This window comes from Acinetobacter sp. ANC 5378 (genome assembly GCF_013004315.1).
Lineage (GTDB): Bacteria > Pseudomonadota > Gammaproteobacteria > Pseudomonadales > Moraxellaceae > Acinetobacter.
The window spans coordinates 1-23,751 of record NZ_JABERK010000008.1; the positions used below are offsets into that span (position 1 = coordinate 1).

A 23,751-nucleotide genomic window follows, 5' to 3' on the forward strand; every position below is an offset into this window, starting at 1 on the left:
TCCAAGTAAATCTGTTTGAGAGAAAAACCTTAAAAGCTTTATTCATGCCCGATAAAATACCGATAAAACAAAAGGAAGCTCAATTGAGCCTCCTTTTATGAAAAATTGTGGGACAGCAGTGCCCTCTCGGTCGCTTTTTTTATATTTTGGATTAGTTATCAGTCGCAAAAGCAATATCGCTGAGCCCGGCTTCGCTCGCACGAGACATCACTTGTGCAACAGCATCATAACGTGATTCTTTATCTGCTTTCAGAACAATGGTCGGCTGACGCTCTTCCTGACCCGCTTCGTTAAATTTTTTCTGTAACTCGTCAAGCGTGACTACATCACCATTCCAAGCCACTTCTCCACCCGCATTAATACTGATGGTCACATTTTTAGGAGGCAAATCAATAATATCTGCCGTGGTTTTTGGTAAGGTTAATGGAATTGATGGGTTAGCAACGGTTGCTGTCACCAAGAAGATGATCATCAATACCAACATAATATCGATCAGTGGAATGAGATTCATCTCATTCATGCCTACATCGTTGTCTTCGCCCAATTGAAAGCCCATTAAGCTTGACCTCCAACCAAATTATTTGCCGTTGCTTTAGTCGCTACTTGAGCTGAACTATCTTGTTGCAACATGGTATCAATCAACAAGGTGTGTGCCTGGTCTTGTAGCTCATGTGCCAAACCACGGTTCACACGGGTACAAATATTATAAGCCAGTACTGCAGGAATCGCCACGGCCAAACCTAAACCGGTCATGATCAAGGCTTCACCTACAGGTGTAGCCACTTGTGCCAAACCAGCTTGACCGCTCTTACCTACCGCAACTAAGGCATGGAAAATACCCCACACTGTACCGAACAAACCCACAAACGGTGCAAGTGAAGCAATGGTACCTAGAACCGCAACGCCTTTTTCAGCACTCGATTTTTCAGCAGAAATTTGACGCAATAAAGCCTGTTCTGCCACTGCCTTACGCTGTTCAAAATTTAAAGGGGCAAATTTTGCCTTTAACTTGCTTAACGCTTGAGAAAGTTGAGCATAAGCTTGTTGCTTCAGTTGGCGAGTCCCCATTAAACGTAAAACGAAGATTGTCCATGTCGTAATCGACATTGCCAATAACACGAAATACAGTGTTTTACTCACTGCATCGGCGTGTTGCCAATAAACTGAAAAGTTCATACTCGAACTCCTAAAAAATGTTAGCCGTGTGGATTCAATGTCAATTCAAATGGTTGGTCAGCACTAATTGGATAAGCCACGCCATTTTCTTTGTACGGTTTGAATTTGGAACTACGCACTGAGCGTAAAATCTTGTTGTCTAAAGCAGGCACACCACTCGAACGCGAAATACGCGCCGAGGTAATCACCCCTTTTTCATTCGCTTCAATATGCACCACCACAATACGCGTTTGGCCTTCTAAATCGCTATTGTTATATGAAGGTTTTGGCGAACGACTCCATTGCACGCCCGAGCCACCAATCGATACACTTTTTGGCGATGGTGGTGCAGTTGGGGCTGGTGCAGTTGGGGCTGGTGGAGCAACAGGTGCAGGTGGCGCAACTGGCGCAGGTTTAGCGACCGGTACAGGTTTAACTACTTTAGTTTCAGAAATCGTTGTAGTGACAGCTGGTTTAGGCGGTGCTTCAACCGGCTTCACCACTGGTTTTGGTGTTTCTGCTTTTTTAACTTGTTGAACCTTCTCTACCTTTTTCGGCGGTGGTGGAAGCTGTTTTTCTACAATTTTAACTTCTTTCACTTCCTTAGGCTTGGGCTGCTCTTTTTTCGGTTCAGCTTTTGGCTTAGGCGGCAAAGGTTTTGGTGGTTCTTGAATTTTAACAAAGCGAACTTTTAAAGGTTCTTTTTCAACGGGTTTGAGTTCCGGGGTTTTCATTTGTCCCACCGCCCACAACACGCCCATGTGACCGACCACAACGGCGATAAGCGCTGTGATAATTTTCTTTTTCATCGGATTGGGAGTTTGCATATTTAGAGCGGGAGATTGACTCATTAAAATCAGTTACCTAATTAAAGCGATTGTAGATCAATACAGATTTAAGCAATCAAGCTCATCGGTTAGTACAATTAAAGCACCGCAATAATAAATGAGAAGTGTTTTCATTTGCAACTATTAAATCGTAAGTTTTGATGAGTTTTTTTAATCAATGAAACAAGAAAGGCATACTTTAAGTATGCCTTTCTTTAAAAATTAGTCAATGTTGTTTTATTGGAAGACTACGGTTTTATTGCCATCGACAATAATACGATCTTCAAGATGCCATTTTACCGCACGCGCCAGCACATTTCGTTCGACGTCTTGTCCAAGTTCACGAAGTTGATCGACGGTAAAATCGTGATTTACTCGTTCTACATCTTGCTCAATGATCGGTCCCTGATCGAGATCAGCTGTCACATAATGCGCTGTTGCACCAATCAGTTTCACACCTTTTTCATACGCTTGCTTATAAGGGTTTGCACCGACAAAGGCAGGCAAGAATGAATGGTGAATGTTGATAACCTTCATTTCCCATTTTTTAACAAATTCTTCATCCAGAATTTGCATATAACGTGCAAGAACTAACAAATCGTTGCCCTGCATGATTTCATCAATTTTGGCATAGGCTTCACGTTTGTTTTCTTTATTGACTGGAACCACAACAAAAGGAATACCGAAGTTTTCAACTGACTCGCGTAAATCTTCATGGTTGGACACCACGGTGGTGATTTCACACGGTAAACCACCACGTGCATGACGCCATAACAGCTCAAGCAAGGCATGATCGACTTTAGAGACTAAAATGCCGACTTTTTTGACATCGCTGACCAAAGCCAAACGCCAATTCATGTTATAGCGCTCTGCAACATTGCTCGCAAAAGTTTGCGTCAAATTTTCTTTACGGCTTTGCAAGTTATCCAGTTCAAACTCAACACGCATGAAGTAACGCCCGCCCTGAGCTTCAGTCGCGTATTGATCAAGTGCGGTAATATTTGCTCCTTGATGATACAAAAAGCTCGATACAGCTTGCACGATTCCTGGTTTATCCTCGCAAGTAATCAGTAAACGTGCTGTGTTAGCAGTGGTCATATTCATGTTGGTTTATATCACTAATCAGTTAAATTGAAAAACAAGCCGAGCATTCTAACGCTTTTTTAAGGCTTTCTAAATAGGCTATGTTGCATCGGGATTTTTACTTGAAGACAGGCTCTCAAAAAGCTCTGAAGGACCCAGCGTTTCAAGCAAATGTTCATAAGTTTGACGACTTTCACCACGCAAATACGCTCCTTCCAGGAACACCATTTGACGTAATGCCTGCCAGACCCATTTTTCTTCTAAAGTATTTGAGTCGGTAATATGACCCGACATATATAAGAAGTTGGTCCAGTTAGTTAAAACAATCCACAAGTTAATAATCAGGGCCTCAATTTCCGAGTCCGTCATTTGCATCAAGCCTGCATTGACAAAGGCTTTATAAATTTTCTGCCCCTGTTGCATCACCTGACCGGCAAAACGTGGATACATTTTGCGAAAATCATCATTATTTTCAACCAAATGATAAACATCACGATGCAAGAAGCGATAAGCCCAGAGCTGGCTGCTCAGGACTTGAAAATAACGAATCTTATCATTGGCATCCAGCAAGCGATCATCTGGTAATGCAAGCATTTCCAAAGTTTCTTTCTGATACTGCTCCATCAAGTCTTTGATAATTTCATTTTTATTACGAAAATGGTAATACAAATTACCCGGACTCATACTCAGTTCAGCTGCAATATGATTTGTTGTCACTGAACGCTCACCGCGCTCATTAAACAACTGTAAGCTGAGCTGTAAAATACGATCTTTGGTTTTCACCGTTTTGGAGTGAGACATCCTAAAGTAACCATTCATTCAATAGGTTAGCTAGCTAACACATAAAGTAACTTGACTATTTAGAGCTTTTACTCTAAAAATTAAATTAATCGCTTTTATTTAATGGTAGCAGGTCATGAATAGTCATACAAAAACAACTTCAATGACACCACATTCTTTCGATATTCCGCACTTGCATGATGTGCTGGAACAGCAAAAACATGCCTATCAATGCCATCCTTTACCAAGTGCAAAGGAACGTATTGATCGTTTAGCACGTTTAAAGCGTATCTTAGTTAAATATCAAGATCAATTTGCCGAAGCAATTAACCAAGACTATGGTAACCGTTCTATTGGCGAAACCAAAATCGGTGAATTACTCACCTGTCTTGAGCAGATTAAATATTATAGCAAGCATTTGACCCGTTGGATGAAACCTTCGAAACGCCATATCGGAATTATTCATCAACCGGCAAAAGCCTGGGTTCAATATCAACCGCTCGGTGTGATCGGGATTATTGCCCCTTGGAACTATCCTTTATTATTGTCGATTGGTCCACTGATTTGTGCAATTGCTGCCGGCAACAATGCCATGATCAAAATTTCCAGTGCATCAAGCAATTTTGGTCGTGCACTTGAAAAAGCCTTGACTGAAGCCTTTCCGATCGAATTGGTTGCAGTCATTAATGGTGGCGGTCCTGTTTCTGATGCATTTAGCCATTTAGCCTTTGATAAAATCATTTTCACCGGTTCTACCGAAATTGGTAAAACCGTGATGGCGGCTGCCTCAGAAAACCTGGTGCCGGTCATTTTAGAATTGGGCGGAAAGTCCCCTGTTCTGGTTCACCCATCGATTGATTTGCAAGATGTGGCACAACGTCTGGCTGCCGGTAAACTGTGGAATGCAGGTCAGACCTGCGTAGCACCGGACTATATGTTCCTGCCTAAAGGAAAAACGGCCGAATTCATCGAGCAGTTCAAGACATGTGTTGAAGAGATGTATCCAAATATTGCATACAATCAGGATTACACCTCGATTATTAATGACAAACAGTACAATCGCCTGCAAGGTTATTTAGAAGATGCCCGTAATCAGGGTGCCAAAATGATCGAAATCAATCCTGAACATGAAGATTTAACTGCAGTTCGAAAAATTGCACCGACTTTATTGACCGGTGTAACCACTGAAATGCGGATTATGAAAGAGGAAATCTTTGGCCCGATTCTGCCAATCATGGAATATGATCAAATTGACGATGTTATTAACTTTATTAATAGCCGTCCGCGTCCACTTGCTTTATACTATTTCGACTTTGATCAGGCGCGTGCCGACTATGTCGCACAGCATACTCATTCAGGGCATTTCGGGCAAAATACGGTACTCACCCATGTTGCACAAGACGATTTACCATTTGGTGGCGTCGGTGCTTCAGGTATGGGGAAATATCATGGCCCAGAAGGTTTCTTCAGTTTGTCTCATGAACGGTCGGTGATGTCGAATCCTAAGCTCTATAGCTTAAAATTCATTCTCCCACCATTTAACAAGCCGATTCATAAATTAATTTCGAAGACCCTTCTTCGCTAACTGATCAAGGCATGAGCTATTGCACGTGTTCATGCCGGGTTTTTATTAAATTCGCTTGTCTTTTAAGCGTATTTTTGATATAAAACGCCCCTTGAATGATTTCATCCGTTTACTTTTAATGACTAGCCGCACAATCGGTGCTGTCTAGCAATGGAGTTCACCATGTCTAAGGTTTGCCAAGTTACCGGCAAGCGTCCAGTCGTTGGCAACAACGTCTCGCACGCCAATAACAAAACCAAACGCCGGTTCGAGCCGAACCTGCATCACCACCGTTTCTGGTTAGAAAGCGAAAAACGTTTTGTACGTCTTCGTTTAACCACTAAAGGTATGCGTATTATCGACAAATTGGGTATCGAAAAGGTTGTTACTGACCTACGTGCTCAAGGTCAAAAGATCTAAGGAGTTCGAACCATGCGTGATAAAATTCGTCTAGTTTCTTCAGCTGGTACTGGTTATTTCTATACCACAACTAAGAACAAACGTACTATGCCGGAAAAAATGGAAATCAAAAAATTTGATCCAAAAATCCGTCAACACGTGATTTTCAAAGAAGCTAAAATTAAATAATTTTGCCTTCTTAAAAAAACGACCTTCTGGGTCGTTTTTTTTTGCATTTTTTTTATCCTAGTTGATACACTTTAGCTAATTTTTTGGCACCGTTTGTGCTTTTTGTATTTTACCCTTAACTAGGCTTAAGGAGTTTTTAGTGCCTCATGACGTAGATCTCATCATCTTATTAGCCGTTGGCTTTGGACTGGCGCTTATTTTTGGCTATATTGCAGCTCGTATACGCCTTCCCCCTCTTATCGGTTATCTCGTTGCCGGTATCATTATTAGTCCGAACACGCCCGGTATAGTCGGAGATATTCATCTTGCCAACCAACTGGCTGAACTTGGGGTCATGTTCCTGATGTTTGGTGTCGGGATGCACTTTTCCCTTAATGATTTGATGCAGGTGCGTCGAATCGCTTTACCGGGTGCGGTTTTACAAATTGCTGTAGCAACCTTACTGGGAATAGGCGTTTCCATGATCTGGGGCTGGAGTTTTGGTTCTGCTCTGGTTTTTGGCTTAAGCCTGTCCTGTGCCAGCACTGTAGTATTACTCAAAGCATTAGGTGACCGCGGTCTACTCAACTCGGTCAACGGTAAAATTGCCGTGGGCTGGTTATTGGTTGAAGACTTGGTCATGGTCTTAGTTCTGGTTCTACTTCCTGCCACAGCAGTGTTACTCGGTGGCACACATGTTGCTGGTTCCAGTACCGATGCAAACATCTGGATGACCTTAGCAATTACCCTGCTTAAAGTGGCTGGTTTTATTGCCTTTATGCTAATTATCGGGAAACGCTTGGTTCCTTGGATCATGCAAATTGTGGCGCGCTTAGGTTCCCGCGAATTATTTACCTTAACCGTCGTTGCTGCTGCTGTATCTATTGCTTTTGGTGCTTATAAAGTCTTTGGCGTATCCATGGCGCTGGGGGCATTCTTCGCAGGGATGGTGGTTAAAGAATCTGATTTCAGTCACCGTGCAGAAGAAGAAACTTTACCCTTACGTGAAATTTTCTCAATCTTATTCTTTGTATCTGTCGGCATGCTGTTTGACCCACGCATTTTGATTGAGCAACCTTTCCACGTGCTTGCTGTGGTTGGCATCATTATGATTGGCAAGACCATTGCAGCAATGGCTTTGGTTTTATTCTTCCGATATCCCATTAATACCGCATTAACCGTTGGTGCAAGCCTTGCGCAAATTGGCGAGTTTTCTTTTATTCTGGCAACTTTGGGCCTCTCACTCAATTTACTTTCCATAGAAGGGCAAAACCTGATTCTAGCGGGCGCATTGATTTCCATTACCCTGAATTCATTTGTGTTCTCTGCTATTGAACCTGTACAAAACTGGATTCGTGAACGCTCGCATTTGGCGCGTTTACTTGAACGTAGTGGTGACCCTCTGTCGATGCTGCCTGATGAAGTATCTCAAGAGTATTTGCGTGATCAGGTGGTGATTGTCGGTCATGGTGAAGTCGGTCGTCGCATTACCAAAACATTAATGGCTCAAGACATTAAAGTGGTAATTGCGGAAGAAAACCGCGAAATTGTAGAAAGTTTACGTGAAAAAGGCATTGCTGCCGTTTCTGGTCATGCCACTGAACCAAGCGTATTAATTCAAGCACATATTCAACATGCACGCTTATTGGTGCTATCACCGATGGATATTTTAGATATTCACAAAATTGTGGATATTGCCAAAACCTTGAATCCGCAAATTCAGGTTTTAGTCTGTGCAGAAAGCAAGGAAGAAGCTGAAGTGATTCGTCGTGATGGTATTGGTGAAGTCTATTTTGCCAAAGAGGAAATGGCGAAGAATATGACCAATCATATTCTCCATCAAATCCAGATTGCACATCAGCAAGATCCCACCCATTAATCTTGTATCGTAAAAAAACGCACCCATGAGTGCGTTTTTTTATTGGGGGAGAGATCAGCTCAAATACTTAGGTTGATCATCGACAATCTCTGCTTGCCATTCATTGACCTGCTTTTCCATCATGGCAAACAAAGCGGCTTGCACCATATGTTGTGCAATCTCAGGCATTTGATCACCCAGTAATGACTTAACTTCATCATTAAACTGAATTTTAACCAAGGGTTCTTTTTGAGAGCCTGCATTTCGCAATGCCAACTCACCACCTTCAAGTTGAACCAATTCTAAAATAGCTTCTTGATTACCAAATAATTCTTTCAATTGTTCTATAGACATAGTTCCTCCATGTTCAACATGGTGGCAAAGGCAGTTGCACTTTGCATTACGTAGACTATTTATATAAGGTCGATAACAAAAACTTCAAGAGCAGAAAAAAAGATTAAAACTCAACCATCTCGTTACGAAAGCCATCAATCAGTTGGGTTAAATCACGATGCCATTCACGTAAAATTTTTGTATCCGGCAACCATGCCTGTGAAGTCTGCGTCACTTTAATAATTAAGTTAGATGATGTTTCATGTTCTGGTTCAGGTGCACTTGGCTCAGGTGCATATTGGCACATGCGATACGCACGCTTCAATTCTGCAATAAAACCTTGCTTTGACAATTGCTGCATCACGGTGACTTCAGGAGATACTTGTCCCTTTTCCGCCATGTTGTGTTCAATCGACTTGAGTGTCGGCATAAAGTCATTTAAACGATAGTAACGCACCAACTCCTGTAGAAATGCCAAGACTGCACCATGTAAATGGAATACGGCAGCTTCACGATGTGCCTGTGCCTGTTGAATATTGTCAGTTTGCTCAGCTTGTTGGCATGAAAGACGTGCAAAATACAGTTTTTGATTGGTACGGTCAGCATGGAAGCGAGCAACACGGGACATAGCGATATTCCTAAATTTTGGCGTTTGTTACAGACTTAAGATTAAACTTAATTTTGATCAATTCACAATAAAAATTATGCATGATCCATTTCAATTAAATAGATTTTACGTTTTACAGCAGCTTCGGTCTTGTTCACGATTGGACTTCTCAAACCTTGATTCCCTGAGAAATACATATTCCATTGGGACCAATCATGGGCAGGACCTGAACATTCCGTTTCATTTTTATCTATAAAAAAAGGAGCTTTCGCTCCTTTAATTATTTGTTTTCAGTTTTACTTTCAGCTTCCGGCTTATCTTCAGCCTGTTTTACACGAATACCATGTCCGTGCAAACGAAGGGTATTTAAACCCTTAATAGCTTTGATCGCCTCACGAGCATGTGGCATTTCAACAAAAGCAAAACCTTTCGATTTACCTGTCGTCGCATCAAGCACCAACTTGCATGACTCAACTGTGCCAAAATCTTGAAATAGCTTCAATAATTCAGCTTCTGTTACTGTACGTTCTAAACTACGAACTAAAATTTTCATCTTACAACCTTAAAATAGGCAAAATCATCAAAAAGCACTCGCCTACTCGACTTTTTGAACTTCGCAATAAAAAACAAAATAACGCAATTGTGATAGTTTAATCGAGATCAATGCCAAAATCTAAATTAATCGACTGGCGTTCAATTAAAGCGCTTTTCACGGTTTGCTGGCGTTGTTTGTAATGGGTTTCGCTCATGCACAAATTACGGGTTAATTCGTTCAAAAAATAACTTTCAATCTTACGACCCTGATCATCCACCTGATCACGCGCCCATAAATTCAGATTCTGCTTGGTGAGAATCAATTCATTTTTGGCACGGGTCAATGCCACATAGAGCACACGGCGTTCTTCTTCAACTTCATCGAAATTACCCTGTGCACGTGCATGTGGATATTGTCCTGCCGAGACATTCGCCACATAACAGACTTTTTGTTCTGTCCCTTTGGCAGAGTGGATGGTGATGAGTGTGACTACATCATCCTGCGACTGACGCTCAATTTCACTGATCGACACGGGATCGAGGACATATTCTTCCAAAAACTCACTCAGTTGATCATGTTTAGATGCTAGTTGCTTAACTAAATCAAAATCGCCCAAGCGTTTCGACCAGTCCTTCTTGGCATAGTTTTCTTCCAGCTGTTCTTTTAGCGCTTCAATACCCAGCGATACACAAGCCTGTACTTGATCTTTCAATACCAGCATCTGCTTCATGATCAGCAAAGTATTGTCCGGAATACGGCCGAATTTTTCTAACTTTTCAAAAATATGATCTGTCTCAGGTTCAAGCAATAACTGTTGTGCCAGTTTACTTGCGCCAACATCGCCCACACCATTCCACAGGGTCAGGAAACGCATCCAGGCAATATCATCCAGAGGATTGGCGATCACACGTAGCAGACTGAGCAAGTCTTTTACATGCGCGGTTTCAAGCAGTTTCATGCCACCAATAAAACGGTAAGGCACATTGGCCTGAATGAATGCCGCTTCAATATGACGCGCGGCAAAACTTGAACGTACCAACACCATATGTTCATGCCATGCTGCACCTTCCAGTAAATGCCGCTCTTTAATGTCGATGGCAATCCATTTTGCTTCATCAAACTCATTCGGGAAAATATGCATGCGAGGTTTGATGCCCTCGCCACGATAAGCCTCTAAATGCTTGTCATATTGAATCGGACTTTGATCAAGCAACCAGTTGGATAGGTCCAGAATTTCTTGCGTAGAACGGTAATTTTTTTCCAGTTTAAAAATCTGTGCATCGGGTACACGCTCTTTAAAATGGTGAATATTTTCAAAGTCGGCCCCCCGAAAACCATAAATGGACTGGGCATCATCCCCGACACAGAACAGACTGGTTTTATCTTTGAGTGGTTCAAGCAATGCCCATTGCAAGGGATTGGTATCCTGCATTTCATCCACCAGCATGTGCTGACAAATGGATGAAACGTAATCTACCAAGCCGTCAGATTGTGCCAGTGCTGAAGCCACTACCGCCAAAATATCGTCATAATCCAGAAAGCTACGTGCCTGTTTTCGAGCTTCATACTCTTTCATGATTTCAGCAATTTGATCTTTATATTCAAGAAATTCTGGCATTTGTTTTTCTAGAGCCAGACTTAGTTTTTGCCGCGTATTTCGTGCAAAAGAATAGAGATCACATAACTCTTTCGGTTTTGGCAGTGCATTTGGATTTTTCTTGTCATCTTTGCCGCGAATCAGACGGAACATCATCAACTGATCATCACGATCAATAATTGAGAATTGTTCCAAGCCAAAAGCTTTCGGAATACGGCGCAGCAAGTACATACAGAAGGTATGAAAAGTCGATGCACGAAGACCTTTGGCTTGCTCACCGAGTGCTAATTCCACACGTGCCACAATTTCACTGGCTGAACGTCGAGTAAAGGTCAGAATCTGGATTTGATTGGCTGGAACACCTTGATCAATCAAATAAGCTGCACGTGCCACAATGGTTTTGGTTTTGCCACAGCCTGCGCCTGCAAGTACCAAACTGTGCTTAGATTCGGTGGTTGCTGCTTGCTTTTGTTGAGGGTTTAATTCATCAATCAGGGTGGCTAAACTCATGGTATCTCATCGTGTTCGGTAGACTAATAGTTTAACAGAGCTATCAACAGAAAACTTGCGATGAAAATTCTAGAAGAAATTTACATCGTGGCAGGCAGCATGGATGCTGCCGTTATTCAGTGATGCATGGACGCATCATCTGAATAACAGAGGGTTTGGTTACTTTGCCCTGTCAAAGTAACAATTCGCCTACGCGTTAGCATTTATCTATTCACATCCTTTTGGGGCTATGAGTATCTCTACTTTTAGAATTTAACATGATCACTTTTCAAGTTTATTTAACACCGTAACTACAGCATCCTCCAAACACCTTTCCGCATTTTGCATCGCATCTTCTAAAGTGAAACCTGACGGGTTAATGCCAATAATCTGAGTAAATCCCAACGCATAAAGCTCATCAATACCATCCCCAACCACACCCGCAAAAGCAATCACAGGTTTATTCAATCGCTTCGCCACCTGCGCCACACCAAACGGCGTTTTGCCAAATTTGGTCTGAAAATCAATTTTGCCCTCACCAGTAAATACATAATCCGCCTGAGCAATTTTTTCTGCTAATTGGGTCTGTTCAATGACAAGCTCTACACCTGAACCAATTTTAGCACCAGCAAATACCATCAAACCAAAACCTAATCCGCCAGCGGCACCCGCCCCTGCGATATCTTTAACATCAATATTTAATTGTTTAGCAACCAGTTCTGCAAAATGCGTAAGGTTCTGATCAAGCTGTTGCACCATTTCAGGTGTTGCACCTTTTTGTGGACCAAACACATGCGATGCCCCGTTTATTCCAGTCAGAGGATTATTTACATCACTGGCAATCATGATTTCAACTTGCTTTAAACGTGGATCCAAACCTGAAATATCAATCGTTCGAATTTGATCAAGCTGTCCACCACCTATTGCAACTTCAGTATTGTGTGCATCTAAAAATTTTGCTCCCAATGCCTGTGCCATACCTGCACCTGCATCATTGGTGATACTTCCGCCCAAACCCATAATGATTTTAGATACGCCTAAATCCAGTGCCGCTTTAATCATCTCTCCTGTACCGAAAGTTGTAGTCAGTAAGGGATTTCGCTGAGCAGGTTCGAGCAAATGAATGCCATTGGCTTTTGCTATTTCAATCACAGCAGTTTGGCCATCTTCAATTAAGCCAAAATAAGTTTTTACTTTTTGAGTGGATAAAGGTCCTGTGACGTCACAATCAATCATTTGTCCATTTAGGCAAGAAACCAAGGCATCGACTGTCCCCTCACCACCATCTGCCATGGGCACCTGAATAAAATGTGCATCCGCAAATACTTTCTGGATGCCACGTTGCATCGCCTGACAAGCCTGTTCAGCAGTCATGCTTTCTTTGAAAGAATCTGGAGCGAGGACAAAAGTTTTAGACATGATCTTCAAAAAATGAAATGAATAAATCTTTTATACAATAAAAAGAGCGCATATAGCGCTCTTTAGTCGAATTGGATTTAAACATCGGCAGAACTTTTGGGTACTTCACGTTTGATATAAGAAGCTAAAGTAATATAGTTAATGCCCTGAAACAAAATATCGACTGCAAGGAATAGACCCAGCACCCAGAACGGCGCATCGGGTGACATCAAAATAAGAATCCCTGTCACCAAGGTAAGAATGCCGGAAAATAATACCCATCCCCAACCTTGATAGGCTTTAAAAACAAAGGCACTCAAGACACGAATAATACCAGCAACGATCAATACAATCGCCAACAGATTGGTCAATACAATTGCAGTTTTTACGGGTGTGGTAAAAGCATAATATCCAGCTACCAGATACAGCACACCGAACAATGCCCATAACCAACGATAGCCCCCCTCAAAGATCTTAAATGCTGCAATGAAGTGTAGAACGCCACCGATCATCATCAGCACACCAAACAGAAAAACGACTGAAAGCGTAGCAAAAGGTAGAGCTGCCAGTAACACAACTCCGAATAGGATAAGCAGAATGCCTAGACCTAAGTACCACTTTCGATTTTCATGCAGCTGATGTCGAACTAAATCATTTCCTACTGTTTTCATGATTCTTCTCAAGTCTTTTGTTTAGGAACAGGTTTATTTTTCAATATTTTAAAACAGATGTCTGTTATGAATATGCGACATTTTTATCCACATCAGTAAGTTAAACTGTGGATAAATTAAGCGTTATCCACATTTTTTATTTTTCCCAGCCCAATTCAATCGCGGTAATTTCATTAATTACTGTCTGTTGCAAAGTGTCCGGCATCTTACTTTTATCAAGTGACACAGGAATATGTCCCGCCATCAACTCACATTTAGCTTGAGGAAATAAAGGCTTTTGATGGGGATAAGCATAACCCATCGGATACAGGGGTTGTCCTGTCGCCAAGTCATATTTATCGGTTGCACCAAAAGCATGTAACAGTTCATGTACGAGTACAATTTTGTTTTGTTCAGACTGTTTTTTAGAGGCAAATAAATTGACCGAACCAATCCGCCCTTTTTGCAAGGCGGTTGAATGCTTTAATTCTTTAGTCTGTGTAGGATCATAATAATTTAAAAACAAAGTCACACTTGGTGAGCCATCTTTACTTTTATGTTGTTTCCAGGCATAAAAACGGAACTTTAAACTCCATAAAATAGTATCCAGCATGCTTGCATGCTCAGGTACTTTCGGAGGTATCTTTTTGAGTTCACGACCCATTTGAAAATAAATGGAAATCGGTTGTCCTCGATATTCTGTAGACATATGTTTCAAGTATTCTTGTGCAGCACTTAATTCAGATAAGTTAAGGGTCTGAATATAGTTTTGGGTAGCAGCCTGCCCATCTGCATTAATGGGATGCAGCATGACAATAATAGGCTTGGACCAATTCTGGTTTTGATCACGATAGGCATTGACTGCCACAATGAATAAAATGATGAGTAAACACAGTACCCGAATTTTTTTCCACATTTCCCCAACATCTCAATATTTGTATTTATTTTCAAAGATCATTAAAACATATAAGTATGACGGAGTCTTTCCCTTCAACCTTGAATAGTCGGAGCTCATTCTGTACTTTTTGCTGTCAAAAAGTACCAAAAAACTTTGTCATGCACGTGATGCACAAAACTCGGCGACTTCCGTCTTTTATCTATTTTATCGCTGAAACAGTATTTTAGCGATGTAGTCCTGCCTCAGACAGTTGTGCATGACCTTGTCACGTGTTCAAATAATCTTTGATTAATCATGCCCAATATAATTTATAAAACAATAAAAATGCCGACTTTCGTCAGCATTTTTCACTTCTTAAAAATTAGGCTTCAACCCATTTCCCATCCTGGAAAACCAGGCTCCACTTGGTTTGTTTCCCTTCAGCATTTTCAGAACCAATATACTGCGCCTGATTCTTACGGCTGAATTTCACCAGTGTTGGATTACCTTCTGGGTCTACATCCGGCGCTTGCAAAATAAACTGATATTTCGGATCAAGCTGTTCAGCTACAGAACGTAGTTCTGCGACTTTCGGTGCACGCGTTTCACGCACTTTCGGGAATTTACTGGCTGCCAAGAATAAACCGGCTGCACCATCACGAAGAACAAAGAAGTCATCATGTTTGGTTGAACGTAAATGTTCCATTTTAATCGGGTCGACACGTGGAGGTGCAGGCTGACCGCTCTTCAACACTTTACGGGTATTGTCACAGCTAGTGCAGGCAAAGTAAGGTCCAAAACGACCCGTCTTGAGCTGCATTTCACCATCACATTTGTCACATGGAATGGTTGGTCCATCGTAACCTTTAATTTTGAACTCACCTTCTTCAAGTTCAAAACCTGCACAGTCTGGGTTATTACCACAAACATGCAATTTACGACCACCATCAATCACATAACTGTCCATTGCCGTTTCACAGATCGGGCAACGTTTTTTCGACATCAAATCAGCAGTTTCTGCTGCATCATCATCAGACAATGCCGCAAGTGACTCAACCGGAGTCAAGTTCAAGGTACCTTTGCAACGCTCTTTTGGCGGCAAGTTGTAGCCTGAACACCCTAAGAATACACCCGTTGTACCGGTACGAATCTGCATTGGACGTGAGCATTCAGGACAATGTACTGCTTCAACTTCAACAGGTTGATTACGACGCATGCCGTTTTCACCCTGTGCTGTGGTTAAGCGTTTTTTAAAGTCACCGTAGAAATTATTCAGTAACTCTTTCCAGTTGCGCTCGCCCATGGCTACTTTATCGAGCTGACCTTCAAGATCGGCCGTAAAAGCGTAATTCATCAGGTTATTGAAGTTTTCATCGAGACGATCGGTCACGATTTCACCCATCTTCTCGGCAAAGAGACGACGGTTATCCAACTTCACATAACCACGATCCTGAATGGTTGAAATAATGGCTGCATAGGTAGATGGACGACCAATGCCTTTTTTCTCTAACTCTTTAACCAATGATGCTTCGGTAAAACGTGCAGGCGGTTTGGTAAAATGTTGAGAGGGATCAAGTTTCTCAAGATTTAGTACTTCACCCACCTTAACTGCAGGTAGCAAAATATCGTCATCGGCTTTGTTTGCACCACGAACTTTGGTAAAACCGTCAAAAACCAAAGTACGACCTTTGGCCTTAAGTTCCACACCCTTGGCATCGACTAAAATCGTTGAAGACAGGTATTCTGCCGGTGTCATTTGACACGCGACAAACTGACGCCAAATCAGATCATACAAGCGCTGTGCATCACGATCGACACCGACTAACTGATCACCTTTTAAAGCCACATTTGAAGGGCGAATCGCTTCATGGGCTTCTTGCGCACCGGCTTTGTTACCATAACGGTTTGGCTTGGCAGGAAGATATTTCTCACCAAACTCAAGTTCAATGTGATTACGAACCATATTGACTGCATCATCACTTAAGAATGTTGAGTCAGTACGCATATAGGTAATAAAACCTGCTTCATACAGGCGCTGTGCCATAGTCATGGTTTTCTTTACAGAAAAACCTAAACGGGTACTTGCGGCCTGTTGCAGGGTCGAGGTGATATACGGCGCACTTGGATTAACCTTGGTCGGTTTATCTTCACGCGTGGTAACTTTATATTCAGCATCATTTAGAATTTTTAATAAAGCATCCGTTTGGGCCTTATTTTGCAGTTTTAAGGTTTTACCACCTTGTTTGACTGCTTCTAAACGAATGTCATCTTTTTTAGATTTGGTATCTGCAAAAACCTGCCAGTATTCTTCAGGAATAAAAGCGCGAATCTCACGTTCACGTTCTACCACCAATTTTACTGCAACCGATTGCACACGCCCTGCCGATAAACCGCGGGCAATTTTTTCCCACAGTAATGGCGAAATCATAAAGCCCACCACGCGGTCTAAGAAACGGCGTGCTTGTTGTGCATTAACCTTATCAAGATCTAAACGTGCTGGCTGTTTAAAGGCTTCTTGAATCGCATTTTTGGTAATTTCGTTAAAGACTACACGTTGATAACGTGAATCATCTCCACCAATCACTTCTTTTAAATGCCAGGCAATCGCTTCCCCTTCACGGTCCATATCCGTTGCGAGGTAGATTTCATCGACTTGCGATGCCAGTTTTTTCAGTTCAGCAACGACATGCTCTTTACCTGGTAGCACTTCATAGTGAGCTTTCCAATCGTGTTCAGGGTCGACGCCCATACGATTAACCAAAGCCGTTTGTGCTTTTTCAGCTTTTTGCTCATCGGTGAGTTTGGCACGTGATACCGGCTTTTTTTCTGTACTTTTAGAACCACCGGTCGGTAAGTCACGGACATGACCAACGGATGATTTCACAATGTAATCTGAGCCGAGGTATTTATTGATTGTTTTCGCTTTTGCAGGCGACTCCACAATCACTAAGGCACGCTTTTTCGCAGCACTCGGTGATTTTGCTGTGGTGCTTTTGGATGTAGACCGAGGAGCGTTCGCCATAGTTAACCGTTAATCCTGTGTGTTTCGTTTATAAATTAAAGTTCAGCCAAAAACTGTAAATAGGTTTTGATGTCATCTAACTGTGTTGCTCGAAGGTCAGATTCTTCATCCCAATAGAGTCCTACACAGTTTGCCTGCATATCAATAGCATAAATGCCCTTTAATGCAATGGGCAAATCGTTAAACTTATCATCGCCCTGCACAAGCTTTAGCTTTTGCTCTTCCACACGCGCACGCATTAAAGGCAGACGTGCATCTGGAATAAGTACGCTGTAATAGGCCACCATACTGGCACGCTTTTCAGAAGCCATTGGAATTTTTGTCCAATCGGGAGCTGCGACTAAACGTGGGTGCAGTGCCATCTTGCGTGCTTTCTCACGCATGATTCCTAACGCTTTTTCTCGCGGACTGACGCGAAGACCCAGAATCGAGCCCAAAACAAATAGAATAATGAAGCCAATGACCCAAATACCGGTATTTTCCATACTACAACCTTGTCTATTCCTTTATTAGAGTTGCATAAGCTGAATATAAAACGCAAGTTGCAACGATGAAATTAATTCAAGAACATCTCGTGACTATACAGCACTTCACTGCCATTCCAGTAGATATATCCCTTTTCAATCAACTCTTTAAGCAACAATCTAACATCCGATTTCGGGAACATTTGCTCCAGCAAATCCCGCAAGGCATAAATGTCTTTAGGCTTGTCCGATTTTAATTCGCGTAATTTACGCGCAACAATGACCTGAACCGGATCAATTTTAGAGAAGTTTTTAAATAAATCTTTTTGCGCATGATGAATGGGATCTGAATGCTCCAGTTCTTCATCTGAGGAGGATTCTGTCTGTAGTTGAGCAAAAATCGGGGAACTATTGTGTGCTGTTTCTAAAAGCGGTGCTTGCTCTAAATCTAGTTCCGTCCATTGTTTTAATAGTTTTTTACGGAAGTTAATTTGCTCATCATAACGTTTCACAATTTTTAGATTAATCAGTAAAGCAATCAGCTGCTGTACTTGACCAGTTTCAACTTGCAAAATGTTACTGATCGAGTTTTTAAGTTTCTCAATCGAGTTCGGTTTGCCCTTCATTTTACCTAAGGCATCACAATATTTTTTGACCAATAACAGCTCTGGTTTTTGCTTAATGGTTTCAACACTTGGAAGTTTATATTTTGAGTTTAATGATTCCGGCTGAATTTGAATCAAGTGACAGTTCATGTCTGAGGATTGCATCATCTCAAGCAAAATTTCACTGCTTGGCATGGCAGAAATGATTTCAATCGTCGTGTCAGGTTCTAACAATGCAATCAGCTGCCCAACCACCACCGCATATTCAAATTCTTTGTGATCGACCTCGGCAGTTTCTAAGATCACCACTTGTCCACTACTCACCCAACCTGAAAACTCGGTTAAATCTTCAAGTGAGTATTCAAACTTTCCTTGGCAGTTAAATAAGTAAATTACAGCGTAGTGTTGAATAATCTCACGCAGCAATGCTGCGCTCGGCATATTTTTTTCAAGATCAAGAAGAACGACTTTGTTGGACATAATCTCAATAGACAAGTAAGCAAACTTTGAGCTCGCATTAGAGCGAGCTGGGATGAAAAGGTCAAATCAATTCAGCAAAAAGACCCGTAAAGATTGACTCAATAATGCGGTGGTCGATTGGTCATTGGATCAAAAGCGGCAATTCCATCGGATAAATCGGAAGACTCAATGCGTTGATACAAAAACTGCATTTGTTTTTTCAAATCAGCGATTTCGGCATGTTGCAGAGACACCTGTTCATTTAATTGTTCAACTAAATCATCTAAAAATGTAATTCGCACTTGCAAATCTTCTATGGGTGCGGAAAATGACGCCTGATCATTAAGATTTTTTTGTTTAGTCATTTTAAGTCCTCATTTTGGATTTCAGGAAACAGTATGGCCTATATTACGTTAAGGGATGTCCAACTCGCGTTTGGCGGACCTTCCCTGCTCGACGGCGCGAACTTCAATTTGGAACGCGGTGAACGAGTTTGTTTGATTGGCCGTAATGGTGAAGGTAAGTCTACTTTACTTAAACTCATTGAGGGAAGTTTACTGCCAGATCGTGGTGAAGTTTCTATACAAAATGGCATCACCATTTCCATGCTTGCTCAAGATGTACCCATGGATTCCGGTAAAGTTGCAGATATCGTGGCTGATGGCGCAGGTGAAGCAGCAGCGGTACTCAAAGCCTATCACGAAGCCAGTGATGCTTGCGTACTCGGTGATATGGAAGCATGCGACCGCATGGGTAACCTGCAGCACAAACTCGATCAGCTCGATGGTTGGGCTTTAGAAACCAAAGTAAATTCTATTTTAAGCAAAATGGGTTTAGACCCGGATGCAGATTTAGCCGATTTATCCGGTGGTCGTAAACGTCGTGTTCTATTAGCACGTGCGCTACTCACTCAACCCGATGTACTTTTACTCGACGAACCGACCAACCACTTGGACGTTGAAAGTATTGAATGGTTAGAAAAATTCCTGCTCGATCAAAATAATTTAACCTTATTATTTATTTCGCATGACCGTTCATTTGTTGACAGCATTGCAACGCGTATTGTCGAACTCGATCGCGGTACTTTGCGTAGCTATGAAGGTAACTATTCACGTTACCTTGACCTTAAAGCGCAGCAAATGGAAGCGGAAGAAAAGCAAAATGCGTTGTTCGATAAACGTTTAGCTGAAGAAGAAGTCTGGATTCGCCAAGGGATTAAAGCGCGTCGTACCCGTAATGAAGGTCGTGTACGTGCGCTGAAAGATTTACGTGAAGAATCAAAAGCGCGTCGCTCGCAACAAGGCAAGGTCAGCATGGCAACGCAAGAAGCCAATCGTTCTGGTAAGCTGGTCTTTGATATTGAACATTTAAGTGTTGCTTTTGGCGATCAAGAACCGATTATCAAAGATTTCTCTGCCTTGGTGCTTCGTGGCGACCGTATTGGTTTAGTCGGCGACAATGGTGTCGGTAAAACAACACTGATCAAAGCCATTCTGGGTGAGATTGAACATGGCGGTACAGTAAAAACCGGTACCCAGCTTGAAGTGGCTTATTTCGACCAATTACGTAATGCACTTGATTTAGAGAAATCGGTTAAAGATAACGTTTCTGAAGGTTCGGACTTTGTCGATGTCAACGGTGGCCGTCGTCATATCTACAGTTATCTTCAAGATTTCCTGTTCTCACCTGAACGTGCCCGTACGCCGGTCAAAGCATTGTCTGGTGGTGAGCGTAACCGTATTCTTTTAGCTAAACTGTTACTTAAACCATCCAATCTAATCGTTATGGATGAGCCAACCAATGACTTGGATATGGTGACCCTTGAACTATTAGAAGAAATGCTCGGTGGTTATAAAGGTACCTTATTATTAATCTCGCATGACCGTGCATTCATGGACAATGTGGTCACGTCGACTTGGGTATTTGATGGTAAAGGTAACATTGATGAATACATCGGTGGTTATCAGGACTATCTGGAACAACGCCCTGACCAAACTGCTGTAGATCAGAAAAGTGATGTGAAAAAAGCCATTGCTAAAGCGGAAGCAGCTGCGCCGAAAAAAGTAAAGTTGAGCTATAAAGATCAGCGTGCTTTAGAGCAGCTACCGGCTGAAATTGAAGCCTTAGAGAAAGAACAAGCAGAGCTAAATGAGCAGCTTGCAGATGGCTCTTTATTTGTTAAAGATGCTGATGCAGCCGCTCAAGCATCACAACGTTTAGCTGAAATTGACGAGCTATTGCTTGAAAAATTAGAACGTTGGGATGAATTAGAGAACCTGACCCAAGGCAACTAATTTAGCCATGTTATAAAAGCACCTGTAAAGTATTTTGCAGGTGCTTTTTTATTTACAAAATAACTTCATGTTAAACTGCGGATAATTTTTGGTATAAACGGTCATTATGAGTAAAAAGCCAGACTACAAACCGGGTGAGTTTCAATGGTCTTTCCTTCTTCCTAAATATTGGGGCATTTGGATTGGAATCATATTTTTAATGATTCTGGCAATTTTACCGTGGGCCATTCAACACCGTTTAGCCACCTTTATTGGCAATCTGGCATTCAACAAACTGAAATCTCGCCGTAAAACCACAGTACGTAATCTGGAAGTCTGTTTTCCTGAATGGACAGCTGAACAAGTTCAGGACAATGCCCGTCAGGTTTTTGTCGACCAAATGATTGGGATTTTTGAAACTTTAAATGCGTGGTATTGTCCGCAGTGGTTTAAAGGTCGTGTCAGTATTGAAGGCTTAGAACATCTCCAAAAAGCACAAGCTGAGGGCAAAGGCGTTTTACTGTTAGGCACGCATTCAACATTACTCGATGCCGGTGGTTATTTGTGTGCTCAGTATTTTGAGCCAGATGTGGTCTACCGTCCGCAAAATAATCCGCTGTTGGATATGCTAATCTACCGCTGCCGGGCCACCATTTACGCCAATCAAATCGACCATGATGATATGCGTGGCTTGATTCGTCATTTAAAAAATGGGCGTGCGATTTGGTACAGTCCCGACCAAGACTATGGCCTCAAACAAGGCATTATGGCGCCCTTTTTTGGTGTGCCTGCCGCAACCGTAACTGCACATCGTCGTTTAATTAAAATGTCCAAAGCTGTAGCGATTCCGCTATATTTCTATCGTAATGGCGATATTGCCAATCCTCAATACAAAGTCTTAATTGAAGCACCGGTAGAAAATCTACCGAGCGAAGATGAAGTCGATGATGCGGCACGTGTTAACAAGATTATTGAAAATCAGCTGCGGATTGCCCCAACTCAATATATGTGGTTTCACCGTCGCTTTAAAACTCGCCCTGAAGGCTATGACGAGATTTATTAATCAATCCCACCCTTTAAAATAATGAAGATAACACCTATGAAAATTATGCAGCTTCTTCCTGAATTGAACAGTGGTGGTGTTGAACGTGGCACACTGGAAATTGCACGTGCGCTTGTTGCAGATGGTCACGAATCTTTGGTGGTTTCAAATGGTGGACGTCTGGTTGCACAACTTGAAGCGGAAGGTTCACAACATCTCACTTTAGCGATTCATAAAAAATCTTTATCCAGTCTTTGGCAAATACGCCCTTTGCGTGATTTGATTGAGCAACATCAACCGGACATTGTGCATGTTCGTTCGCGTGTGCCTGCATGGCTGACTCATTTTGCATTAAAAGGCATTCCCGCACATAAACGCCCACATCTCATTTCAACGATGCACGGATTTTATTCAACCAATCGTTATAGTGCCATTATGACCCAAGCTGAAAAAGTCATTGCCGTCTCGGACAGTGTGGTGAAATACATTACCGAGCATTATAAAAACTGTCCGCCTGAAAATATTGTGCGAATTTATCGCGGCATTTCACCTCAAGAGTTTCCTCACGGTTATCAACCCTCTGCACAGTGGATCAATCAAACCTTTAAAGATTCCCCTCAACTGGAAAACAAGTTTTTAGTCTGTCTTCCCGGACGTATCACCCGTCTAAAAGGCCATGAAACTTTAATTGAATTAATGGAACAACTGCAAAGCCAGTATCCAAATTTGCATGCTGTAGTGGTAGGTGGAGCTGACCCGAAAAAAGCTGCTTATTTAAAAGAAATGCAGGACAACATTCAAAGCAAAGGTCTCAGCGACAAAATCACTTTTGTCGGTCATCGCTCGGATATTCGTGAGTGGCTGGCTTTTAGTGATGTCGTTCTTTCCCTTTCTAATCAGGCGGAAACTTTTGGTCGTACCGCTTTAGAAGCATTATCGGTGGGTACACCGGTGATTGGCTGGAATCGGGGCGGTGTTGCAGAAATTCTGTCCAATGTTTATCCGCAAGGTTTAATTGATGTTGATGATCAATCTGCACTATTAAATGCCGTAAAGCAGCATATTGATCAGCCTCAAGCGGTTGAGCCAGTCACGATGTTTAGCTTAAAAGAAATGTGTGATCAGACACTTAACTTGTATAAAGAGATATTAATTTAATTTCATTGAGCTATTACTTTTAATTAGTTTAGCAATTAAAGGAGCTTCAACTTTAATTAAGCTATCAAATATATTCTGAATAAATGGTGCCACCTCATACTGTAAATTATCAGGTGGCTTTATTCCGCTATCATGGTAGTCAAAGATATCACCTGAAGTCATATAGTGTGGATTCAAATATAAGATATAGCTTAAATTGAGCAGAACAACATAACGTATATCTCTTAAGAATTGATCTAACTTTTCATTTCTTTTTTTATCAACAACATGTGTATTCATCATTAAATAGACTTCTTTCATAAATCATTTTTTACTCAGCTCCTGGTTATAAATTCCAGCAATTAAATTGAATCTCAAACCGAGTCTTTTGCCTCTATTTCGATAACGCTCAGCAAGGATTTTGAAGGT

Annotated in this window: 24 protein-coding genes and 1 pseudogene; 7 read left to right on the forward strand and 18 right to left on the reverse strand. The window is 41.8% G+C overall.

Translation table 11 applies throughout. From position 1 onward, the window contains the following. Nucleotides 1-151: 151 nt before the first annotated feature. The 5 genes from HLH16_RS01915 to HLH16_RS01935 all read right to left on the reverse strand — a co-directional run bounded on the left by HLH16_RS01915 (nucleotide 152) and on the right by HLH16_RS01935 (nucleotide 3,866). Nucleotides 152-556, reverse strand: a complete 405-nt coding sequence (locus HLH16_RS01915; RefSeq protein WP_131287482.1) for an ExbD/TolR family protein — start codon at nucleotides 554-556, stop codon at nucleotides 152-154. Further along, on the reverse strand, nucleotides 556-1,176 hold the full coding sequence (locus HLH16_RS01920; protein WP_171528029.1) for a MotA/TolQ/ExbB proton channel family protein: 621 nt from the start codon (nucleotides 1,174-1,176) through the stop codon (nucleotides 556-558). The genes HLH16_RS01915 and HLH16_RS01920 overlap by 1 nt, the downstream gene beginning before the upstream one ends. Before the next feature lie 20 nt (nucleotides 1,177-1,196). Then, complete coding sequence (locus HLH16_RS01925; RefSeq protein WP_171528030.1) at nucleotides 1,197-2,006, reverse strand: TonB family protein; 810 nt, start codon at nucleotides 2,004-2,006, stop codon at nucleotides 1,197-1,199. A 213-nt stretch (nucleotides 2,007-2,219) separates the two neighbouring features. Continuing rightward, complete coding sequence (gene purU / locus HLH16_RS01930; RefSeq protein ID WP_131287488.1) at nucleotides 2,220-3,086, reverse strand: formyltetrahydrofolate deformylase; 867 nt, start codon at nucleotides 3,084-3,086, stop codon at nucleotides 2,220-2,222. A gap of 78 nt (nucleotides 3,087-3,164) precedes the next feature. Further along, nucleotides 3,165-3,866 carry a TetR/AcrR family transcriptional regulator gene (locus tag HLH16_RS01935; RefSeq protein WP_131287490.1) on the reverse strand — a complete coding sequence of 234 codons (702 nt, stop codon included), beginning with the start codon at nucleotides 3,864-3,866 and terminating at the stop codon, nucleotides 3,165-3,167. A 115-nt stretch (nucleotides 3,867-3,981) separates the two neighbouring features. Here HLH16_RS01935 and HLH16_RS01940 point away from each other — a divergent pair, with 115 nt between their 5' ends. The 4 genes from HLH16_RS01940 to HLH16_RS01955 all read left to right on the forward strand — a co-directional run bounded on the left by HLH16_RS01940 (nucleotide 3,982) and on the right by HLH16_RS01955 (nucleotide 7,855). Next, entirely contained in the window at nucleotides 3,982-5,430 is a 1,449-nt protein-coding gene (locus HLH16_RS01940; protein ID WP_171528031.1) for a coniferyl aldehyde dehydrogenase, read from the forward strand. A gap of 162 nt (nucleotides 5,431-5,592) precedes the next feature. After that, nucleotides 5,593-5,829, forward strand: a complete 237-nt coding sequence (gene rpmB, locus HLH16_RS01945; RefSeq protein ID WP_010325866.1) for a 50S ribosomal protein L28 — start codon at nucleotides 5,593-5,595, stop codon at nucleotides 5,827-5,829. Nucleotides 5,830-5,841: 12 nt separating this feature from the next. Then, nucleotides 5,842-5,997 carry a 50S ribosomal protein L33 gene (gene rpmG, locus HLH16_RS01950; protein WP_001205031.1) on the forward strand — a complete coding sequence of 52 codons (156 nt, stop codon included), beginning with the start codon at nucleotides 5,842-5,844 and terminating at the stop codon, nucleotides 5,995-5,997. 139 nt (nucleotides 5,998-6,136) lie between these two features. Next, on the forward strand, nucleotides 6,137-7,855 hold the full coding sequence (locus HLH16_RS01955; RefSeq protein WP_171528032.1) for a cation:proton antiporter: 1,719 nt from the start codon (nucleotides 6,137-6,139) through the stop codon (nucleotides 7,853-7,855). A 54-nt stretch (nucleotides 7,856-7,909) separates the two neighbouring features. Here the strand turns inward: HLH16_RS01955 and HLH16_RS01960 are convergent, their stop codons facing one another. The 11 genes from HLH16_RS01960 to HLH16_RS02010 all read right to left on the reverse strand — a co-directional run bounded on the left by HLH16_RS01960 (nucleotide 7,910) and on the right by HLH16_RS02010 (nucleotide 19,235). Next, nucleotides 7,910-8,188: a hypothetical protein gene (locus tag HLH16_RS01960; protein ID WP_067722074.1), complete on the reverse strand. Its 279-nt coding sequence runs from the start codon at nucleotides 8,186-8,188 to the stop codon at nucleotides 7,910-7,912. A 103-nt stretch (nucleotides 8,189-8,291) separates the two neighbouring features. After that, nucleotides 8,292-8,795, reverse strand: coding sequence for a DUF6586 family protein (locus tag HLH16_RS01965; protein WP_131287498.1), 504 nt, complete (start codon nucleotides 8,793-8,795; stop codon nucleotides 8,292-8,294). Nucleotides 8,796-9,054: 259 nt separating this feature from the next. Next, nucleotides 9,055-9,327, reverse strand: a complete 273-nt coding sequence (locus HLH16_RS01970; RefSeq protein ID WP_131287500.1) for an RNA recognition motif domain-containing protein — start codon at nucleotides 9,325-9,327, stop codon at nucleotides 9,055-9,057. Nucleotides 9,328-9,424: 97 nt separating this feature from the next. Then, nucleotides 9,425-11,416, reverse strand: coding sequence for an ATP-dependent helicase (locus HLH16_RS01975; RefSeq protein WP_171528033.1), 1,992 nt, complete (start codon nucleotides 11,414-11,416; stop codon nucleotides 9,425-9,427). Nucleotides 11,417-11,677: 261 nt separating this feature from the next. Further along, nucleotides 11,678-12,814: a glycerate kinase family protein gene (locus HLH16_RS01980; protein ID WP_171528034.1), complete on the reverse strand. Its 1,137-nt coding sequence runs from the start codon at nucleotides 12,812-12,814 to the stop codon at nucleotides 11,678-11,680. 77 nt (nucleotides 12,815-12,891) lie between these two features. Next, nucleotides 12,892-13,464: an HdeD family acid-resistance protein gene (locus tag HLH16_RS01985; RefSeq protein ID WP_171528035.1), complete on the reverse strand. Its 573-nt coding sequence runs from the start codon at nucleotides 13,462-13,464 to the stop codon at nucleotides 12,892-12,894. Between the two features lie 136 nt (nucleotides 13,465-13,600). Then, nucleotides 13,601-14,359, reverse strand: coding sequence for a hypothetical protein (locus HLH16_RS01990; protein ID WP_171528036.1), 759 nt, complete (start codon nucleotides 14,357-14,359; stop codon nucleotides 13,601-13,603). A 343-nt stretch (nucleotides 14,360-14,702) separates the two neighbouring features. After that, a complete protein-coding gene (gene topA / locus HLH16_RS01995) occupies nucleotides 14,703-17,342 on the reverse strand; it encodes a type I DNA topoisomerase (RefSeq protein ID WP_171528037.1) in 2,640 nt (879 codons plus the stop codon). Nucleotides 17,343-17,377: 35 nt separating this feature from the next. Further along, nucleotides 17,378-17,827 (reverse strand): ammonium transporter, encoded by a 450-nt coding sequence (locus HLH16_RS02000; RefSeq protein WP_171528038.1) that lies wholly within the window; start codon nucleotides 17,825-17,827, stop codon nucleotides 17,378-17,380. A 71-nt stretch (nucleotides 17,828-17,898) separates the two neighbouring features. After that, nucleotides 17,899-18,891 carry a hypothetical protein gene (locus HLH16_RS02005; protein WP_171528039.1) on the reverse strand — a complete coding sequence of 331 codons (993 nt, stop codon included), beginning with the start codon at nucleotides 18,889-18,891 and terminating at the stop codon, nucleotides 17,899-17,901. 98 nt (nucleotides 18,892-18,989) lie between these two features. Beyond that, nucleotides 18,990-19,235: a SlyX family protein gene (locus HLH16_RS02010; RefSeq protein ID WP_067722094.1), complete on the reverse strand. Its 246-nt coding sequence runs from the start codon at nucleotides 19,233-19,235 to the stop codon at nucleotides 18,990-18,992. A 33-nt stretch (nucleotides 19,236-19,268) separates the two neighbouring features. Between HLH16_RS02010 and HLH16_RS02015 the strand changes: the two genes are divergently transcribed. The 3 genes from HLH16_RS02015 (at nucleotide 19,269) to HLH16_RS02025 (ending at nucleotide 23,343) form a co-directional block, all read left to right on the forward strand. Next, a complete protein-coding gene (locus HLH16_RS02015) occupies nucleotides 19,269-21,164 on the forward strand; it encodes an ATP-binding cassette domain-containing protein (RefSeq protein ID WP_171528040.1) in 1,896 nt (631 codons plus the stop codon). Between the two features lie 106 nt (nucleotides 21,165-21,270). Then, a complete protein-coding gene (gene lpxL, locus HLH16_RS02020) occupies nucleotides 21,271-22,206 on the forward strand; it encodes an LpxL/LpxP family Kdo(2)-lipid IV(A) lauroyl/palmitoleoyl acyltransferase (RefSeq protein WP_171528041.1) in 936 nt (311 codons plus the stop codon). A 36-nt stretch (nucleotides 22,207-22,242) separates the two neighbouring features. Next, nucleotides 22,243-23,343, forward strand: a complete 1,101-nt coding sequence (locus tag HLH16_RS02025) for a glycosyltransferase family 4 protein (RefSeq protein WP_171528042.1) — start codon at nucleotides 22,243-22,245, stop codon at nucleotides 23,341-23,343. Here HLH16_RS02025 and HLH16_RS02030 read toward each other — a convergent pair. Then, the gene (locus HLH16_RS02030) at nucleotides 23,335-23,643 is read right to left on the reverse strand and encodes a hypothetical protein (RefSeq protein ID WP_171528043.1); all 309 of its coding nucleotides are present in this window, start codon (nucleotides 23,641-23,643) and stop codon (nucleotides 23,335-23,337) included. The genes HLH16_RS02025 and HLH16_RS02030 overlap by 9 nt on opposite strands. 3 nt (nucleotides 23,644-23,646) lie before the next feature. Further along, nucleotides 23,647-23,751 (reverse strand): annotated as a pseudogene (locus HLH16_RS02035) (IS5/IS1182 family transposase); the annotation flags it as partial.

Bases quoted from the DNA above. Each gene is read 5' to 3' on its own strand.
- HLH16_RS01915 (WP_131287482.1), bottom strand. From the start codon at position 556: ATGGGCTTTCAATTGGGCGAAGACAACGATGTAGGCATGAATGAGATG.
- HLH16_RS01920 (WP_171528029.1), bottom strand. From the start codon at position 1,176: ATGAACTTTTCAGTTTATTGGCAACACGCCGATGCAGTGAGTAAAACA.
- HLH16_RS01925 (WP_171528030.1), bottom strand. From the start codon at position 2,006: ATGAGTCAATCTCCCGCTCTAAATATGCAAACTCCCAATCCGATGAAA.
- purU (WP_131287488.1), bottom strand. From the start codon at position 3,086: ATGAATATGACCACTGCTAACACAGCACGTTTACTGATTACTTGCGAG.
- HLH16_RS01935 (WP_131287490.1), bottom strand. From the start codon at position 3,866: ATGTCTCACTCCAAAACGGTGAAAACCAAAGATCGTATTTTACAGCTC.
- HLH16_RS01940 (WP_171528031.1), top strand. From the start codon at position 3,982: ATGAATAGTCATACAAAAACAACTTCAATGACACCACATTCTTTCGAT.
- rpmB (WP_010325866.1), top strand. From the start codon at position 5,593: ATGTCTAAGGTTTGCCAAGTTACCGGCAAGCGTCCAGTCGTTGGCAAC.
- rpmG (WP_001205031.1), top strand. From the start codon at position 5,842: ATGCGTGATAAAATTCGTCTAGTTTCTTCAGCTGGTACTGGTTATTTC.
- HLH16_RS01960 (WP_067722074.1), bottom strand. From the start codon at position 8,188: ATGTCTATAGAACAATTGAAAGAATTATTTGGTAATCAAGAAGCTATT.
- HLH16_RS01965 (WP_131287498.1), bottom strand. From the start codon at position 8,795: ATGTCCCGTGTTGCTCGCTTCCATGCTGACCGTACCAATCAAAAACTG.
- HLH16_RS01970 (WP_131287500.1), bottom strand. From the start codon at position 9,327: ATGAAAATTTTAGTTCGTAGTTTAGAACGTACAGTAACAGAAGCTGAA.
- HLH16_RS01975 (WP_171528033.1), bottom strand. From the start codon at position 11,416: ATGAGTTTAGCCACCCTGATTGATGAATTAAACCCTCAACAAAAGCAA.
- HLH16_RS01980 (WP_171528034.1), bottom strand. From the start codon at position 12,814: ATGTCTAAAACTTTTGTCCTCGCTCCAGATTCTTTCAAAGAAAGCATG.
- HLH16_RS01985 (WP_171528035.1), bottom strand. From the start codon at position 13,464: ATGAAAACAGTAGGAAATGATTTAGTTCGACATCAGCTGCATGAAAAT.
- HLH16_RS01990 (WP_171528036.1), bottom strand. From the start codon at position 14,359: ATGTGGAAAAAAATTCGGGTACTGTGTTTACTCATCATTTTATTCATT.
- topA (WP_171528037.1), bottom strand. From the start codon at position 17,342: ATGGCGAACGCTCCTCGGTCTACATCCAAAAGCACCACAGCAAAATCA.
- HLH16_RS02000 (WP_171528038.1), bottom strand. From the start codon at position 17,827: ATGGAAAATACCGGTATTTGGGTCATTGGCTTCATTATTCTATTTGTT.
- HLH16_RS02005 (WP_171528039.1), bottom strand. From the start codon at position 18,891: ATGTCCAACAAAGTCGTTCTTCTTGATCTTGAAAAAAATATGCCGAGC.
- HLH16_RS02010 (WP_067722094.1), bottom strand. From the start codon at position 19,235: ATGACTAAACAAAAAAATCTTAATGATCAGGCGTCATTTTCCGCACCC.
- HLH16_RS02015 (WP_171528040.1), top strand. From the start codon at position 19,269: ATGGCCTATATTACGTTAAGGGATGTCCAACTCGCGTTTGGCGGACCT.
- lpxL (WP_171528041.1), top strand. From the start codon at position 21,271: ATGAGTAAAAAGCCAGACTACAAACCGGGTGAGTTTCAATGGTCTTTC.
- HLH16_RS02025 (WP_171528042.1), top strand. From the start codon at position 22,243: ATGAAAATTATGCAGCTTCTTCCTGAATTGAACAGTGGTGGTGTTGAA.
- HLH16_RS02030 (WP_171528043.1), bottom strand. From the start codon at position 23,643: ATGAAAGAAGTCTATTTAATGATGAATACACATGTTGTTGATAAAAAA.